This is a genomic window from Achromobacter sp. Bel, from assembly GCF_012928505.1.
In the GTDB taxonomy this organism is placed as follows: Bacteria; Pseudomonadota; Gammaproteobacteria; order Burkholderiales; family Burkholderiaceae_B; genus Achromobacter.
Genome location: NZ_JABBJN010000013.1, coordinates 52,800 through 68,562, shown reverse-complemented (window position 1 = coordinate 68,562; position 15,763 = coordinate 52,800). Strand labels below are relative to the sequence as shown.

Sequence of the window (15,763 nt, the reverse complement as noted above, 5' to 3'; positions counted from 1 at the left end):
GAACAGTGGATTTTGAACCTTGGTGGTTGATTTTCGTGCCGGTATTGTTTGCGCTCGGCTGGTTGGCCGCGCGCTTCGATATCCGGCAGATGCTTCGGGAAACCCGCAGCCTGCCCGACTCCTATTTTCGGGGGCTGAACTTCCTGCTGAACGAACAGCCGGACCGCGCGATCGACGCGTTCGTCGAAGTCGCCAAGCTGGATCCCGAAACGACCGAGCTGCACTTCGCGCTGGGCAGCCTTTTCCGCCGCCGCGGCGAGATGGAGCGCGCCATCCGCGTGCATCAGAGCCTGCTGAGCCGGTCCGACCTGCCGGCGGCCGAGCGAGAACACGCGCAGCACGAATTGGCGCAGGACTTCCTCAAGGCCGGCATGCTCGACCGTGCGGAAAGCGGATTCGAACAGCTCAAGGACACCCGCTACGCCTTACCGGCCCTGCGCTCCTTGATCCGCATCTTTGAATCCGAACACGATTGGCCGCGCGCCATCGAAGCGGTCAAGACGCTGCAAGGCCTGGTCGATGAGCCGGTGCCGCAGATCGTGCATTACTACTGCGAGCAGGCGCAGACCGCCTTGACCGCCAAGCCCGCCGACGTGGATGCCGCGCACAAGGCGCTGGATGCCGCCGATCATGCCCTCTCGATGACCGACGCGTCGCTGAGCAAGGGTGCGATGGTGCGCACGGCCATGCTGCGCGCCCGCCTGGCCCTGATGGAACAGGACCCCAAGCGCGAGCGCCTGTACCTGGAGTCGGTCATGACCGACGCGCCGGAGTACGCAGGCTTGGTGGCCGAACAGCTGTTGGCCAACTACCGCGCGGCCGGCCAGGTCGAAGCGGGGCTGGAATTCCTGCAAAAGCAGTATCTGCGCCACGCATCGCTGGATCTTTTCAACGTGGTGTTCCGCGAGTTGCGCGTCCAGCAAGGCTCGGCCGTCGCCTGGGCGTTCGCGCGCGGCGCGCTGCGCAGCCATCCGTCCCTGTTGGGGCTGGACCGGCTGTTGGAAGCCGAACTGGCCAGCCCGGAAGCGGGCGTCACGGAACAGGGCCCGGTGCCCGGCGCCGACCTGACGCTGCTGCGCAGCCTGATCCACAAGCATACGCAACGCCTGGACCGCTATGCGTGCCGCAGTTGCGGTTTTCAAGCGCGTCGTTTTTACTGGCAATGTCCCGGCTGCAACGCCTGGGAAACCTATGCGCCGCGCCGTCTGGAAGAACTTGAATGAAGCCTTTCCCCGCCGAAGCCATTTCGCATAGCCGCGTTCTAGTGGTTGGCGACGTGATGCTGGACCGTTATTGGTTTGGCGAAGTCGAACGCATTTCGCCGGAAGCGCCGGTGCCCGTGGTGCGCGTCGCACGCCGCGAAGACCGCCTGGGCGGGGCCGCCAACGTGGCCCGCAACGTCGCGGCGCTGGGCGGCCAGGTGACGCTGGTGGGCGTGCTGGGCGCGGACGAGGCGGGCGACAGCATCCGCCGCCTGTCCGCCGAAGCCGGTATCCATGCCGACCTGATCGCCGACCCATCCCTGCACACCACGCTGAAGATGCGCGTGCTGGGACGCCAGCAGCAGCTGCTGCGCGTGGATTTCGAACAGCATCCCGAGCAGGCGGCGCTGGATGGCGTCGAGGCCGCGCTGGCCCGCCATCTGGCCAACCACGACATCGTCGTGCTGTCCGACTATGCCAAGGGCGTGTTGACGCGCGTCGAGTCGCTGCTGGCCATGGCGCGCCATGCGGGCATACCGGTGCTGGTAGATCCCAAAGGCGACGACTACACGCGCTATCGCGGCGCGGCGCTGGTCACGCCGAACCGCTCGGAAATGCAGCAGGCCGTGGGCCGCTGGAATTCCGAGGCGGAATTGACCGATCGGGCGCAGCGTTTGCGCGCCGACCTGGACCTGGAAGCCTTGCTCGTGACGCGTTCCGAGCAGGGCATGACGTTGTTTACCGATACGGGGCGAGACCACATCGACGCGCAAGCGCACGAAGTGTTCGACGTGTCCGGCGCAGGCGACACCGTGCTGGCGACGCTGGCGGTCTCGCGCGCCATCGGACTGCCGTGGGCCGAGGCGATGGGCTGGGCCAACAAGGCCGGCGGCATCGCCGTGGGCAAGCTGGGCACGTCCGTCGTCACCGCCGCTGAATTGGCAGGAGAACCCTCATGATCGTCGTAACCGGAGCCGCGGGCTTCATAGGCAGCAATCTGGTGCGCGGACTGAACCGCCGCGGCATCCAGGACATCATCGCGGTGGATGATCTGACCGAAGGCGACAAGTTCGTCAACCTGGTCGATTGCCAGATCGCCGAATACATGGACAAGGATGATTTCCGCCGCCGGGTGGCCGATGGCAGCCTGCCAGCGGTGCGAGCCGTGCTGCACCAGGGCGCCTGCTCGGACACGACCGAGCGCAATGGCCGCTACATGATGGACAACAACTACCGCGTCACGCTGGAGCTGTTCGAGTTCTGTCAGGCGCGGCGCATCCCGTTCCTGTATGCCTCGTCGGCGGCGGTGTATGGCGGCTCGTCGATCTACGTCGAACATCCCGACAACGAAGGCCCATTGAACGTCTACGGCTATTCCAAGCTGCTGTTCGATCAGGTGCTGCGCACGCGTCTGGACAGCCTGACGGCACAAGTCGTGGGGCTGCGCTATTTCAACGTCTATGGGCCGCACGAGCAGCACAAGGGGCGCATGGCCTCGGTGGCGTTCCACAACATGAACCAGTTCCTGGAGCATGGCCATGTGCGCCTGTTCGCGGGCTGGGACGGCTATGTGGACGGCGGGCAAAGCCGCGACTTCATTTCGGTCGAAGACGTGGTGGCCGTGAACCTGCACTTCCTGGACCATCCGGAACAGTCGGGCATCTTCAATTGCGGCACCGGGCGCGCGCAGCCGTTCAACGACGTGGCCGCGGCGGTGGTGAACACCTTGCGCGCCGAGCGCGGCGAGGCGGAGCTGACGCTGGCCCAACTGGTGGAACTGGATCTTATCCGCTACATCCCATTCCCCGATGACCTGAAAGGGCGTTATCAGAGCTACACGCAGGCGGACGTCACGCAACTGCGCACCGCCGGCTTCTACGCGCCGATGCGCGATGTGCAGACCGGCGTGGCCGAGTACGTGCGCTATTGGCGCGCACGCCGTTAAGAACGGGCCTTGCCGGGGGGCTTGGCATCGCGCCTTGCCCCGCGTTAAACAAAGCCACGCTTGTGAACGAACCCTCGAAAGTTGGAGATAGATCCAACCGTCGGGGGGTTTTCATGGCGGTGGCTTTTTTTGCCCCCGTACTTGCCGGGGTGGATCTTTCCGTTCACCGGGCTGCCGTGCAGCGGGCTGGGTAGCCATGATTCAGGGGTGGCGCGGCAACCGTTGCGTCCGTCCATTCTGGAGACCCTCATGAATCCACCGTATCGATCCACGCCCGCCGGCAATGGCGCTTGCGCGCCCCGGCGCCTGCCCGGCCGGCCGGGCAGGCCCGCGTTCCCCCGAAGCGTCCCGCGCGCCCAGCGCGGGCTACGCCGGGCGTTGGGCGAGCTGCTGGTGACGGCAGGGCTTGTCGTCACCGCGGCCCCCGCCAACGCACTGGATGTCAACCAGGCCAGCGCGCAACAACTGGAAGGCATCCGGGGCATCGGCCCGCGCACCGCCGAGATCATCGTGGGCGAACGCGAACGCGGCGGCAAATTCGACTCGTTCGAGGACCTGGCCGAGCGCGTGCGGGGCATCGGGCTTAAAAAGGCGCAAGCCCTGGAATCGGCCGGTTTGCAGGTCGGGGCGGCGGCGTCCTCAGGCCCGCCCGCTGCGTCGGCGGCGTCGGCGGCGAAGTCGGTGGCGATTCCGGCTGCAGCGTCTGCCAACAAGGCCGGCGGCCGACCGGCTGCCACGGCGGCCGCGAATTCCGCGGCCAAGCCGGCAGCCAAGCCCGCGGCCAAGCCCGCAGTCCGATCGGGGCCGCCCTGAAGGCGCCGGCGCCGCGTAGGCGCTGAATGGCGGCAGCCGGTCGGGGAACCCCTGGCGGGAGCGCGGCTTTTGGCCGCGTCCGCTGCCGGGCGGAGTTATTATCGTCCGCATGACTACTACCTACCCCACTATCGAGCAGACCGTCGGCAATACGCCGCTGGTGCGTTTGCAGCGCATTCCCGGTGCCGCGGGCGACGCGCGTGGCAACGTCATCCTGGCCAAGCTGGAAGGCAACAACCCTGCCGGTTCTGTGAAGGACCGCCCGGCTTTGTCGATGATCAAGCATGCGGAAGCGCGCGGCGACATCAAACCGGGCGATACCCTGATCGAAGCTACCAGCGGCAACACCGGTATCGCGCTGGCCATGGCCGCCGCGATGAAGGGCTACCGCATGATCCTGATCATGCCGGACAACCTGTCAGTGGAACGCCGGGCGGCCATGGCGGCCTATGGCGCGGAATTAATCCTGACGCCAGCGGACAAAGGCGGCATGGAATACGCCCGCGACCTGGCCACCGAGATGCAGGCGGACGGCAGGGGCGTGGTGCTGGACCAGTTCGCCAACCCCGACAACCCCCGCGCGCACGTCGAGACCACCGGGCCCGAGCTCTGGGACCAGACCGATGGTCGCATCACGCACTTCGTCAGTGCGATGGGCACGACAGGCACCATCATGGGCGTATCGACGTACCTGAAATCGCGTAACCCCGCGGTGCAGGTGGTGGGCGCACAGCCCGCGGAAGGATCGCAGATCCCCGGTATCCGTAAATGGCCCGAAGCCTATCTGCCCAAGATTTTTGATCGCAGCCGTGTCGATGCCTACGAGTCCATAGAACAGTCGGAAGCCGAAGTCATGGCGCGCCGCCTGGCGGCGGAAGAGGGCATCTTCGGCGGCATTTCGTCCGCAGGCGCCTTGGTCGCAGCCTTGCGCGTGGCCGAGCGCGTCAATGACGCGACCATCGTGTTCATTGTGTGCGACCGGGGCGACCGCTATCTGTCCACCGGCGTGTTCAACGGATAGCGGTTTTTTCGGCGCCTGACGGGCTGCCGAAGCAAACAGCCCGGCCCAGGAATAGCCTTTCCTGGGCCGGGCTGTTTCTATTGCGGGGCTGCCATGCGGCCACAAGCGCCGCGGGGCGGCCCTGCGTTATTCAGGCTGAATATTGGCGTCTTTCATGACCTTGATCCAGCGGGCGCTTTCCGCAAGATTGAAGGCTTCCGCCTCCTGGTAGCTCATCGTGCTGGGCAGCGTGCCCTGCGATTTCAGGGCGTCGACGACCTTCGATGATTTCGATGCCTCGACCATGGCGTTGTTGAGCTTGGCGATGATGGGCTCGGGCGTATCCTTGGGCACCCACATGCCGTACCACGTGACGATATCGAAGTCAGGCAGCACGGCTTCGGCGATGGTGGGCACGTTGGGAAGATCGGCCAGCCGCGCTTTGGTGGTGACGGCAAGCGGAACGACCTTGCCGCTCTGGATCAGCGGAAGCGCAGGCGCCAGCGGGGCGTACATCAGATCGACATGGCCGCCTGCGACGTCGGTCAGGGCGGGGCTGCTGCCGCGGTAACCCACGTGCGAGATGGAGACCTTGGTGGACGTATTGATCAGTTCTCCGGCCAGGTGCGGTAGCGTGGCGACCCCGGGGGAGGCGAAGGTCAGTGTGCCCGGCTGCGCGCGGGCGTGCTGGATCAGGTCGGCAAAGGTCTTGAACTTGGAGGTGGGCGGGACGACAGCCACCATCGGCACCGTGCCCAGCACGCCAACCATCCTGAAGTCCTTGATTGGGTCAAAACTCAGGCTCTTGAACTGGGCGGGGTAGATCCCCTGAACGGACGGATTCATCAACAGCGTGTAGCCGTCGGCGGGGGCCTTGGCGACCTGTGCCGCGCCGATCGTGCCGCTGGCGCCGGCACGGGTTTCAATGACCAGCGGCTGGCCCAGAATTTCCCCCATTTGCACGGCGACGACCCGGCCCACGACATCGGTCGGGCCGCCAGCCGCCCACGGCATGATGACGCGTATCGGTTTGTCCGGATAGGTGCCTTGCGCTTGCGCGCCGGCCAAGGGGAGTCCGGCGGCGGTGATCATCGTGCATGCCGCGGCAAGAAAGCTGCGTTTGTTCATCTACTGTCTTCTCCAACAAAGGTGAGGTTGGCGGAGGGCAGGGCCGCATGTAGCAGCGCCTTGACCTCTTCCAGTTGTTTTCCAGTGGTGGCTTCGTTTTTGAGCATGCGGCCCAGGGGGCCGGCCACCACAATGGCAAAGGGTTGTTCATAGGCCCGGAAGCCGAGCGACACGGACATCACGTCTTCGACGTTTTCACCGACCGAACGCTGCCAGCCCCGCGCGACCCCTGCCTGCAGGTCGCGATCAAAGGCATCGCGGGCGGTGATGGTGCTGTCCGTGAACGCCGTGAATCCGCTATAGGCCTTGAACCATTTTTGGCGTTCATCCGGCGGCAGTACGGACAACAACGCCTTGCCTGAACTGGTGGCGTGCACCGCTTTGAATCCGCCGGGTTGGTGGGAGAAGCGGATCGTCTGCTTGGATTCAGCCACGATCAGGTAAACGACCTTGTCGTCCGCCAGCTTGGCCAGCAGGGCGGTTTCCCCGGTCAGGTCGCGGACGCGTTCCAGTACGGGTTCGATGACCGCGTTCAAGGGGTCGCTTCGGCAAATCAGCGTGGCAACGTGGATCAGCTTCTGGGTCGGGTAATAGCCGTGCTTCTTACCGATTTCATAGAGATAACCGCGGGCCACCATGGTCTTGAGCAAGCCATGGCAGCTGGAGAGCGGGATCTGCATCTGGGCGGCGATTTCGCTGTACAGCAATGGCTTCTGCTCCTCGGCAAAGAGGTTCAGTACATCCAGAACTCGAGCAGCAGTTTTCACATCCATGATGTTAGTATCCTATACGTGATAAATTTATGTCAATCCGCTTTCAACGCCAAGGAGTTGCGACGCATGAGATGGAAGAACCGTCCCGAAGGATCAAACTGGGGAGACTTCGGGCCCGACGATCAGCGCGGTTGCCTGAATTACATCACTGCCGAGAACGTGTTGATGGGCATAGGCGAAGTTCGCCAGGGCCTGAGCTTCTGCTTGTCGCTGCCGCTGGACTACCCCGGCGGCAACGGCGTGAATGTCAGGCGTCTTCCGCCCAAGCTGCGTCCAACGGAGCGGGACGGCGATCAGTACATGAATTTCCCGCTGGGGCGCCTGCGTCCGGGCTGCGTGGACGTGCTGAGCGACGACATTGTTGAAATGAGCCTGCAGTACTCGACGCAGTGGGATTCCCTGGCGCACGTAGGCGCGTTGTTCGACGCGAATGGCGATGGCCTGCCTGAACGCGTCTACTACAACGGCTACCGGCCCAACGATCACGTGGTCGGCCCGGTGGACTACGACGTAGACAACGGCTTTGCCAAGACCGATCTGGGGCAGGGCGTGGGGTCAAACGCGAAGAAACTGGACATCACGCAGCTGGCTGAATCGTGCTTGCAAAGCCGCGGTGTGATGGTCGACTTGGCCAAGCACTACGGCCGGGCGCAGAAATCCGTCGGCTATGACGATCTGATGCGTATTCTGGAAAGCGACCGGATCGAGATCGAGCGGGGCGATATCGTCCTGTTCCATACCGAGTTCGGCGACGCCTTGCTGGAGAAGCACCGCGAGCCGGATACGCATACGCTGCACGAGATCTGCGCGGGCCTGGATGGCAGCGATGAGAAGCTGCTGCAATGGATCTCGGATTCGAAAGTGGCGGCGATGGCATCCGACAACCATGCGCTGGAGATCTACCCCACACAAAAGCCCAACGCCTGCTGCGCCGCGTTGCCGCTGCATCATCATTGCATCTTCAAGCTGGGCATGCCGATTGGCGAGATGTGGTATTTGGGCAAGCTTGCGCGCTGGTTGCAAGCCCATGGCCGCAGCCGGTTTTTGCTGACGGCCCCGCCCCTGAATCTGCCGGGCGCGGTGGGCTCGCCCGTCACGCCGGTGGCCACCGTGTGAGGCCGTTGGCCAACCTGGGCGAGGTGGCCCGAGGCGTTCGGCGGTATTCATGAAAAAGCGGCGCTTGGACTCACGTCCAGGCGCCGCTTTTTTATGACAGGAAGATCAGCGGTTCACGCGGGCTTCAATCTCAGTGGCCAGGTCAGCAACCGATGTGGCGTAGAAATAGCTGCGGTTGTATTTCGTCAGCGCGAAGAAGTTGGGCGTGCCGACGCGGTACTGGGCGGTGCCCCGGGCTTCTTCCACCAGATCGACCACGCCCAGCGGCTGGTTGCTCCAGCCGGTGGCGGACGCGCCGGGCTGCAGCCGGGCCCCGGCCGTGTTGAGGGAGCCCCAGCTTTGCTTGGGCTCCAGGCCGCCGTCGACCAGCGCGCTGGGATCCGCGGGCAAGGCCACCGGCGCGAATACGGGCAGGCCGCGCTGCCAGCCGTGCTGCGCCAGGAAGCTGCCCACGGACATGATGGCGTCCCGTGTGTTGTTCGTCAGGTCGATATGGCCGTTGTCGTCGCCGTCCACCGCGTAATGCATGATGCTGGTGGGCATGAATTGCGGCATGCCGATAGCGCCCGCGTATGAGCCGCGCGTCTCCAGGTCCAGCTTGTCTTTCATGACCAGCGTCAGGAAGTCCGCCAATTGGCCGCGGAACATCGTGGCGCGCTCGGGCTTGTTGGGATCGGGGTAATCGAAGGCCAGCGTCGCCAGCGCGTCCAGGACCCGGAAATTGCCCATGTTGCGGCCATACAGGGTTTCGACGCCGATGATCGACGCGATGATGGGCGCCGGCACGCCGAAACGCTGCGCGGCCTGGTTGAGCAGGTCGCGGTTCTCGTTGTAGAAGTCCACGCCCCAGCCGATGCGCTTGGGTTCGACAAAGCGCGACCGGTACGTGAGCCAACTGCGCCAGATTTTCTTGCCCGGCGGGGAGGGCGCGATCAGGCGCGACACCGTGGCGTTGTAGCGCGACCCCTCCAGCGCCTTGACCATCGGATTCAGCGGCAACTGGCGTTCCGCGGCCAGTTCTTCCACGAAACTGCGCACTTCCGGGCGCAGCGCGCCGGTGGCGGTCAGCGTGGCGGGCGCGTCGTCCGGCAGTTCGGAACCCGGTGTCGGCGTACTGGGTCCGATGCGGATAGCGGTATTGGCGGTTGTGGCCGCAGGTTGCGCGGCAAGTGAATTAGGTGCGGTGGGAGCGGTGGTGGAGCAGCCCGCGAGCAGGGCGGAAAGCGTTCCGAGTTGCAGTAATCGCCGACAGATGAACATAATCTTCCTTATGGAGACCATGTATCTTACTCACCCGGCATGCCGCTTGCATGAAATGGGCAGTTGGCATCCCGAAAGCCCGCAGAGGCTGGACGCCATATCGGACCAATTGCTGGCAAGCGGATTGATGCCCTATCTGGACGACCGGCAGGCGCCTCAGGCATCGCGCCATGACTTGCTGCGCGTGCACACTGTCCAGTACCTGGACAGTTTGCGTGAACATACGCCGGACCAAGGGTATTACCCGATCGATCCCGACACGCTGATGAATCCCCACACCTACGAGGCCGCGCTGTATGCGGCCGGCGCAGGCGTGGCGGCCGTGGATGCCGTGATGGGCGGCGAGGCCCGCACGGCCTTCTGCGCCGTGCGTCCGCCCGGCCACCATGCCTGCCGGTCGCAAGCGATGGGATTCTGCTTCCTGAACAACGTGGCTATCGCGGCGCGCCATGCGCTGGATTTCCACGGCCTGTCGCGCGTGGCCATCGTGGACTTCGACGTGCACCACGGCAATGGCACCGAAGACGTGTTCGCCGGCGACGAACGCGTGCTGATGTGCAGCTTTTTCCAGCACCCGTTCTTTCCCAACAGTGGCGCGGAACACCCGGCCGCCAACATGCTGAACGTCCCGGTGGCCGCGTACACGACGGGCGCCGCGGTCAAGGCGATCGTCACGGACGCCTGGTTGCCCAGGCTCGAGGCCCATCGTCCGGAGCTGATCCTGGTGTCGGCGGGTTTCGACGCGCACCGGGAGGACGACATGGGGCAGATGGGGCTGGTCGAGGCCGATTACGCCTGGATGACCGAGCAGCTCGTGGCGGTGGCGGAACGCCACTGCCAGGGACGGATCGTCAGCACGCTCGAGGGCGGTTACAACTTGTCGGCCTTGGGCCGCAGCGTGGTTGCGCATATACGAGCGCTGGCGAAGCTGTAGAATCAGGAAAAAATTGTGCAATGCGATCCCGGCGCATCGCCGGGTCATTATTTCCATTTGGAGGCAGCGGGATGAAGGTGTTGGTACCTGTCAAGCGCGTCGTTGACTACAACGTCAAGGTGCGAGTCAAGTCGGATCAGACTGGCGTGGATATCGCCAATGTGAAGATGTCCATGAACCCCTTTGACGAAATCGCCGTCGAAGAAGCGACCCGCCTGAAGGAAAAGGGCACCGTCGCTGAAGTCGTGGCGGTTTCTTGCGGCGTTGCGCAATGCCAGGAGACGCTGCGCACCGCCATGGCCATCGGCGCCGACCGCGGCGTGCTGGTCCAGACCGACGCCGAGCTGCAGCCGCTGGCCGTCGCCAAGTTGTTGAAGGCACTTGTCGACAAGGAACAGCCGCAGCTGGTGATCCTGGGCAAGCAAGCCATCGACGACGACGCCAACCAGACCGGCCAGATGCTGGCCGCCCTGCTGGACTGGCCGCAAGCCACGTTCGCCAGCAAGGTCGAATTGGCGGACGGCAAAGTCACGGTCACGCGTGAAGTGGACGGCGGCCTGGAAACGCTGACGCTGAAGCTGCCGGCGATCGTCACCACCGACTTGCGCCTGAACGAGCCGCGTTACGTCACGCTGCCGAACATCATGAAGGCCAAGAAGAAGCAGTTGGACACCGTCACGCCCGAAGAGCTGGGTGTGGATGCCGCGCCGCGCCTGAAGACGCTGAAGGTCAGCGAACCGCCTGCCCGCAAGGCCGGCATCAAGGTCGCGGACGTTGCTGCCCTGGTGGACAAACTCAAGAACGAAGCGAAGGTGGTCTGAACATGACGACGCTGGTTATTGCCGAACACGATAACGCCCAGTTGAAGGGCGCAACCCTGAACGCCGTTGCCGCCGCCGCCAAGATCGGAGGCGACGTGCATGTGCTGGTCGCCGGCGCCAATGCGCGCGCCGTGGCCGACCAGGCCGCCGCCGCCGCAGGCGTGGCCAAGGTCCTGCTGGCCGATGCGCCGCAATTGGCCGACGGCCTGGCGGAAAACGTCGCGGCGCAGGTGCTGGCCGTGGCTTCCAACTACAGCCACATCCTGTTCCCGGCCACCGCGTCGGGCAAGAACGTGGCGCCGCGCGTCGCGGCCAAGCTCGACGTGGCGCAGATCTCGGACATCATCGGCGTGGAATCCGCCGATACGTTCCAGCGCCCGATCTACGCGGGCAACGCCATTGCCACCGTGCAATCGGCCGACGCCGTGAAGGTCATCACCGTGCGCACGACGGGCTTTGACGCCGTTGCCGCGCAAGGGGGATCGGCTACCGTGGAAGAGATCGCCGCTGTGGCCGATTCGGGCCTGTCCACGTTCGTGGGCCGCGAAGTCGCCAAGAGCGACCGTCCGGAACTGGCCGGCGCGCGCGTGGTGGTGTCGGGCGGCCGTGGTCTGGGCAGCGCCGAGAATTTCAAGATCCTGGATCCGCTGGCCGACAAGCTGGGTGCGGCGCTGGGCGCTTCGCGCGCTGCCGTGGACGCCGGCTATGCGCCGAACGACTGGCAAGTCGGTCAGACGGGCAAGATTGTTGCGCCGCAGCTTTACGTGGCGGTTGGTATCTCGGGCGCCATCCAGCATTTGGCGGGCATGAAGGATTCCAAGGTCATTGTCGCCATCAATAAAGATGCCGAAGCGCCGATTTTCGGCGTCGCGGATTATGGCCTGGTGGGCGATTTGTTCCAGGTCGTGCCTGAACTGACCAGCGCGTTGTAAACCGGCCGGTCACGCAATATCAAAAACCGCAGGCGATTGCCTGCGGTTTTTTTTCCCCTGATAATTTGCGTACGTTTGTCCCCGCAGTCGTATTTCTTTTGAATTTCCGAAAGATTCTGATAATGTGTTTCGCGCGCAGCAGGATTGTTGACGCACGTGCTCGACCTGTACAGAACGAAGGAGATTCGGGATGGAATGGTTCTTTGACACATTGCGGAAGTACCCTGAATTAGCGATCTTCCTGACCCTGGGATTGGGTTATTGGATCGGCGCCAAAAAGCTCTTCGGTTTTAATCTAGGCGCGGTAACGGGTACGTTGCTGGTGGGCGTGCTGGTCGGGCAACTCGACATCACCATCGCGCCAATTCTCAAGCAGGTGTTCTTCCTGCTTTTCCTCTTCGGTCTTGGCTACGGCGTCGGACCGCAATTCTTTCGCGGCATGAAAAGCGATGGCCTTCCCCAGGTCATCTTCGCGGTCATCATTTGCGTGATTTGCCTGCTGGTCACCTGGGCGACCGCCGTGGGCTTCGGCTTTGACGCCGGCACGGGTGCTGGCCTGCTGTCAGGGGCGCAGACTATTTCGGCGGTGATGGGCGTCGCCACCGACACGATCAACGGCCTGAGCGTGGACGCCGCGACCAAGAAGCAATGGATCGACAGCATTCCGGTCGCCTATGCCGTCTGCTACATCTTCGGCACGGTGGGCAGCGCGTGGCTGCTGGCCTCGCTGGGCCCGAAGCTGATGGGCGTGGACATCGTGAAGGAGTGCAAGGAATACGAAGCCAAGATGTCGGGGGCGTCGGATTCCATGGAACTGTCGGGCTACCGCAAGTTCACGGCGCGCGCGTATCGCCTGGACAATACCGAGCACGTGGGCAAGACGGTCGGCGATCTGGAGTCGAAGTTCGTCGAGGCCCGTGTCTTCGTCGAGCGGATCCGCCGCGGCGACCAGCTCCTGGACAATGACTCGGCCACCGTGCTGGAAGCGGGCGACGTCCTGTGCGTGACCGGCCGGCACGACGCGCTGGTCCTGCAGGCCTCCGGCATCATCGGCACCGAAGTCGAAGACCGCGACTTGCTGAGCCTGCCCGCCGAGGTCGTCGAAGTGGTGCTGACCAATAAGAACGTGGCCGGCAAGACCCTCAAGGAACTCGCCGAAAACGAGACCGTGCGCCAACTGGGCCGTGGCGTGTTCCTGCGCAAGGTCGTGCGCGGCGGCCACGAGATGCCGGTCAATTGGGGCCTGAAGCTGGACCGGGGCGACCGTCTTTTTGTGCTGGGCGCCAAGCGCGACGTTGAACGGGTGATAGACAAGCTGGGCTATGTCGACCGCGCCACCAACCAGACCGACATGGTGTTCGTGGGCTTCGGCATTTTGCTGGGCGGCCTGTTCGGTACCCTGGTGCTGACGGTCGGCGGCATTCCCATCACGCTGTCGACCTCGGGCGGCGCGCTGATCTCCGGCCTGATCTTCGGCTATCTGCGATCGGTGCATCCCACGTTCGGCCGCGTGCCGGAGCCTGTGCACTGGTTTCTGACATCGGTCGGGCTGACCGCGTTCGTGGCCGTGGTCGGCATCGTATCGGGACCAGGCTTCGTACAAGGCTTCCAGCAGCTTGGGGCCAAACTGTTCGTGGCCGGCATCATCGCGACCAGCGTGCCGATGATCCTCGGGGTGTATATCGCCCGCTACGTGTTCAAGTTCCATCCCGCCATCGTGCTGGGCGTCTGCGCAGGCGCCCGCACCACGACGGCTGCGATCGGCCAAATCACCGAAACGGCGAAAAGCCAGGTGCCCGCCCTGGGCTACACAGTGCCTTATGCGATCGGCAATACCCTGCTCATCATCTGGGGGATTGTCATTGTTTTGCTCATGACCTAGTGGGACGCCCGCCAAGCCACACGGCTTGCGGGCAGCACATCGGGGCGGCGGGCATGCCTGCCCGCGCCGCCCCGGCAAGCGCTTGTCAAAACGCAAACCAGGAGTACTGAATAATGGCTTCCACCACGCCCCTTACTGTCAGCCTGGCCTCGGCCCTGAAAACGACGCGATCTCGCCAGCGCGATCTGGAACAGTTGTCGCCCTTCGAATTGAAAGACTATCTGATCACGCTGGCCAAGGAAAACCAGCAGACCGCCGCGTTGACCATGTTGAACGCCGGCCGTGGTAATCCCAACTGGATCGCCACCGAGCCGCGCGACGCCTTCTTCCTGCTGGGCCAATTCGCCATGAAGGAAGCGCGCCGTGTGCGCGATGACGCCATCCTGGCGGGCATGCCGGCCAAGAAGGGCTGTGCCGACCGCCTGCGCAAATTCCTGTCCAAGCACAAGGGCGAGGACGGCTACGATTTCCTGGTGGGCGTGCTCGAGTACGGCGTGAAGATCAAGAGTTTCGATCCGGACGAGTGGATCCACGAGTTGACCGACAGCATCATCGGCGACAACTATCCCGTGCCGCCGCGTGCGCTGGTCCACATCGAACAGATCGTGCACGACTACCTGATCAAGGAAATGTGCGACGGCCGCCCACCCAAGGGCAAGTTCGACCTGTTCCCGGTCGAAGGCGGCACGGCCGCCATGTGCTACATCTTCGACTCGCTGATGCAGAACGGCCTGCTCAAACAGGGCGACACCATCGCGCTGTTCCTGCCGACCTTTACGCCTTATATCGAGATCGCTCACCTGGAGCGCTTCCAGTTCAAGATCGTCGCCATCAATGCCAGCAGCTTGCGCGCCGATGGCACGCACGACTGGCACTACCCGGCGTCCGAAATCGCCAAGCTGGAGAACCCGAAGATCAAGCTGGCCGTCACGGTGAACCCGAGCAATCCGCCTTCGGTCGCGTTCAGCCCGGTCGAGATGAAGCAGATCGTGCGCTTGATTCGCAAGAACCCGGACCTGGTGCTGGTGACCGACGACGTTTACGGCACCTTCGTGCCGAATTTCCGTTCGCTGATGGCCGAAGTGCCGCACAACACCATCTGCGTGTATTCCTTCTCGAAAAACTTCGGCTGCACGGGCTGGCGCCTGGGCGTGATCGCCACGCACGAGAAGAACACGATGGACCGCCGCATCGCCGAACTGCCGGCGTCATGGAAGCAGCGGCTGAACAAGCGCTACGGCGCCATGACGATGGAGCCCGAAAAGCTCAAGTTCATCGACCGCATGGTGGCCGACAGCCGCAACGTGGCGCTGAACCACACGGCAGGCCTGTCCTTGCCGCAGCAGGTGCAGATGGGCTTCTTCGCGTTGTCCCATTTGCTGGACCTGAAAGACGCCTACAAGCATCTGACCATGGAGATCGTGCGCGCCCGCCGCGACGCGCTGTGGAGCGGGTTGAGCATTCCGGTGCCGCCGGAAGATCCGATGCGCGGCTGGTACTACGTGGAACTGGACTTCATGGTCTGGGCCAAGGTCATGTATGGCGACGCCTTCTGCAAGTACATGACCAGCAACTACGAACCCGTGGACTTCCTGTTCCGTCTGGCCGAGAAGTCCGGCGTCGTGCTGATGGACGGGGGCGGATTCGGTGGGCCGCCGTGGTCGATCCGCATTTCGCTGGCCAACCTGGACGACGCCGACTACGCCAAGATCGGCAAGTACATGGTCGAATGCGCGACCGAGTACGTCGAGGCATGGAAGGCATCCGAGCTGGTGCGTTCGGGCCCGACGGCAGGCAAGGGCCAGACGGTGAAGGCCGGCGCCGCCAAGCGCGTGGCCAAGAAGGCCGTGAAAAAAGGAGCCAAGACGGCGGTCAAGAAGGCGGTGAAGCAAGCGGACACCGCAGCCAAATCGGCCAAGAAGTCTACGAAGTAGGCAACCACAGGGCGACCTGATCT

The 15,763-nt window shown here is 63.9% G+C and carries 14 protein-coding genes; 11 read left to right on the top strand and 3 right to left on the bottom strand.

Annotation, left to right across the window (positions count from 1 at the left end; genetic code table 11):
• The first annotated feature begins 5 nt into the window (after window positions 1–5).
• The 5 genes from lapB (at window position 6) to cysM (ending at window position 4,981) form a co-directional block, all read left to right on the top strand.
• Window positions 6–1,223 carry a lipopolysaccharide assembly protein LapB gene (gene lapB / locus HG262_RS10885; protein WP_169271031.1) on the top strand — a complete coding sequence of 406 codons (1,218 nt, stop codon included), beginning with the start codon at window positions 6–8 and terminating at the stop codon, window positions 1,221–1,223.
• Window positions 1,220–2,161, top strand: coding sequence for a D-glycero-beta-D-manno-heptose-7-phosphate kinase (rfaE1, locus tag HG262_RS10880; protein ID WP_169271030.1), 942 nt, complete (start codon window positions 1,220–1,222; stop codon window positions 2,159–2,161). Before lapB ends, rfaE1 begins: the two co-directional genes overlap by 4 nt.
• The gene (rfaD, locus tag HG262_RS10875; protein ID WP_169271029.1) at window positions 2,158–3,147 is read left to right on the top strand and encodes an ADP-glyceromanno-heptose 6-epimerase; all 990 of its coding nucleotides are present in this window, start codon (window positions 2,158–2,160) and stop codon (window positions 3,145–3,147) included. The genes rfaE1 and rfaD overlap by 4 nt, the downstream gene beginning before the upstream one ends.
• A 249-nt stretch (window positions 3,148–3,396) precedes the next feature.
• Window positions 3,397–3,960, top strand: a complete 564-nt coding sequence (locus HG262_RS31135; RefSeq protein WP_169271028.1) for a DUF655 domain-containing protein — start codon at window positions 3,397–3,399, stop codon at window positions 3,958–3,960.
• A 109-nt stretch (window positions 3,961–4,069) separates the two neighbouring features.
• Window positions 4,070–4,981, top strand: a complete 912-nt coding sequence (cysM, locus tag HG262_RS10865; RefSeq protein ID WP_169271027.1) for a cysteine synthase CysM — start codon at window positions 4,070–4,072, stop codon at window positions 4,979–4,981.
• Window positions 4,982–5,107: 126 nt separating this feature from the next.
• Here the strand turns inward: cysM and HG262_RS10860 are convergent, their stop codons facing one another.
• Together HG262_RS10860 and HG262_RS10855 are read right to left on the bottom strand one after the other, a co-directional pair.
• Entirely contained in the window at window positions 5,108–6,088 is a 981-nt protein-coding gene (locus HG262_RS10860) for a tripartite tricarboxylate transporter substrate binding protein (RefSeq protein ID WP_169271026.1), read from the bottom strand.
• Window positions 6,085–6,861 (bottom strand): IclR family transcriptional regulator, encoded by a 777-nt coding sequence (locus HG262_RS10855; protein ID WP_169271025.1) that lies wholly within the window; start codon window positions 6,859–6,861, stop codon window positions 6,085–6,087. Before HG262_RS10855 ends, HG262_RS10860 begins: the two co-directional genes overlap by 4 nt.
• 66 nt (window positions 6,862–6,927) lie before the next feature.
• Here HG262_RS10855 and HG262_RS10850 point away from each other — a divergent pair, with 66 nt between their 5' ends.
• The gene (locus HG262_RS10850) at window positions 6,928–7,977 is read left to right on the top strand and encodes a cyclase family protein (protein ID WP_169271024.1); all 1,050 of its coding nucleotides are present in this window, start codon (window positions 6,928–6,930) and stop codon (window positions 7,975–7,977) included.
• A 105-nt stretch (window positions 7,978–8,082) separates the two neighbouring features.
• Here HG262_RS10850 and mltB read toward each other — a convergent pair whose 3' ends face one another.
• A complete protein-coding gene (mltB, locus tag HG262_RS10845) occupies window positions 8,083–9,237 on the bottom strand; it encodes a lytic murein transglycosylase B (protein ID WP_169271023.1) in 1,155 nt (384 codons plus the stop codon).
• Between the two features lie 10 nt (window positions 9,238–9,247).
• On the opposite strand from mltB, the gene HG262_RS10840 reads away from it, so the two are divergent.
• The 5 genes from HG262_RS10840 to HG262_RS10820 all read left to right on the top strand — a co-directional run bounded on the left by HG262_RS10840 (window position 9,248) and on the right by HG262_RS10820 (window position 15,740).
• On the top strand, window positions 9,248–10,171 hold the full coding sequence (locus tag HG262_RS10840; RefSeq protein ID WP_211187153.1) for a histone deacetylase family protein: 924 nt from the start codon (window positions 9,248–9,250) through the stop codon (window positions 10,169–10,171).
• Between the two features lie 71 nt (window positions 10,172–10,242).
• A complete protein-coding gene (locus HG262_RS10835; protein WP_169271021.1) occupies window positions 10,243–10,992 on the top strand; it encodes an electron transfer flavoprotein subunit beta/FixA family protein in 750 nt (249 codons plus the stop codon).
• A gap of 2 nt (window positions 10,993–10,994) precedes the next feature.
• Window positions 10,995–11,924: an electron transfer flavoprotein subunit alpha/FixB family protein gene (locus HG262_RS10830; RefSeq protein ID WP_169271020.1), complete on the top strand. Its 930-nt coding sequence runs from the start codon at window positions 10,995–10,997 to the stop codon at window positions 11,922–11,924.
• 190 nt (window positions 11,925–12,114) lie between these two features.
• Window positions 12,115–13,806 (top strand): aspartate-alanine antiporter, encoded by a 1,692-nt coding sequence (gene aspT / locus HG262_RS10825; RefSeq protein WP_169271019.1) that lies wholly within the window; start codon window positions 12,115–12,117, stop codon window positions 13,804–13,806.
• Window positions 13,807–13,919: 113 nt separating this feature from the next.
• On the top strand, window positions 13,920–15,740 hold the full coding sequence (locus HG262_RS10820) for a bifunctional aspartate transaminase/aspartate 4-decarboxylase (protein ID WP_169271018.1): 1,821 nt from the start codon (window positions 13,920–13,922) through the stop codon (window positions 15,738–15,740).
• Window positions 15,741–15,763 lie beyond the last annotated feature (23 nt).

What these genes read in the sequence shown, in the direction of transcription:
- rfaE1 (WP_169271030.1), top strand. Translation starts at nt 1,220, where the DNA reads ATGAAGCCTTTCCCCGCCGAAGCCATTTCGCATAGCCGCGTTCTAGTG.
- rfaD (WP_169271029.1), top strand. Translation starts at nt 2,158, where the DNA reads ATGATCGTCGTAACCGGAGCCGCGGGCTTCATAGGCAGCAATCTGGTG.
- HG262_RS31135 (WP_169271028.1), top strand. Translation starts at nt 3,397, where the DNA reads ATGAATCCACCGTATCGATCCACGCCCGCCGGCAATGGCGCTTGCGCG.
- cysM (WP_169271027.1), top strand. Translation starts at nt 4,070, where the DNA reads ATGACTACTACCTACCCCACTATCGAGCAGACCGTCGGCAATACGCCG.
- HG262_RS10860 (WP_169271026.1), bottom strand. Translation starts at nt 6,088, where the DNA reads ATGAACAAACGCAGCTTTCTTGCCGCGGCATGCACGATGATCACCGCC.
- HG262_RS10855 (WP_169271025.1), bottom strand. Translation starts at nt 6,861, where the DNA reads ATGGATGTGAAAACTGCTGCTCGAGTTCTGGATGTACTGAACCTCTTT.
- HG262_RS10850 (WP_169271024.1), top strand. Translation starts at nt 6,928, where the DNA reads ATGAGATGGAAGAACCGTCCCGAAGGATCAAACTGGGGAGACTTCGGG.
- mltB (WP_169271023.1), bottom strand. Translation starts at nt 9,237, where the DNA reads ATGTTCATCTGTCGGCGATTACTGCAACTCGGAACGCTTTCCGCCCTG.
- HG262_RS10840 (WP_211187153.1), top strand. Translation starts at nt 9,248, where the DNA reads ATGGAGACCATGTATCTTACTCACCCGGCATGCCGCTTGCATGAAATG.
- HG262_RS10835 (WP_169271021.1), top strand. Translation starts at nt 10,243, where the DNA reads ATGAAGGTGTTGGTACCTGTCAAGCGCGTCGTTGACTACAACGTCAAG.
- HG262_RS10830 (WP_169271020.1), top strand. Translation starts at nt 10,995, where the DNA reads ATGACGACGCTGGTTATTGCCGAACACGATAACGCCCAGTTGAAGGGC.
- aspT (WP_169271019.1), top strand. Translation starts at nt 12,115, where the DNA reads ATGGAATGGTTCTTTGACACATTGCGGAAGTACCCTGAATTAGCGATC.
- HG262_RS10820 (WP_169271018.1), top strand. Translation starts at nt 13,920, where the DNA reads ATGGCTTCCACCACGCCCCTTACTGTCAGCCTGGCCTCGGCCCTGAAA.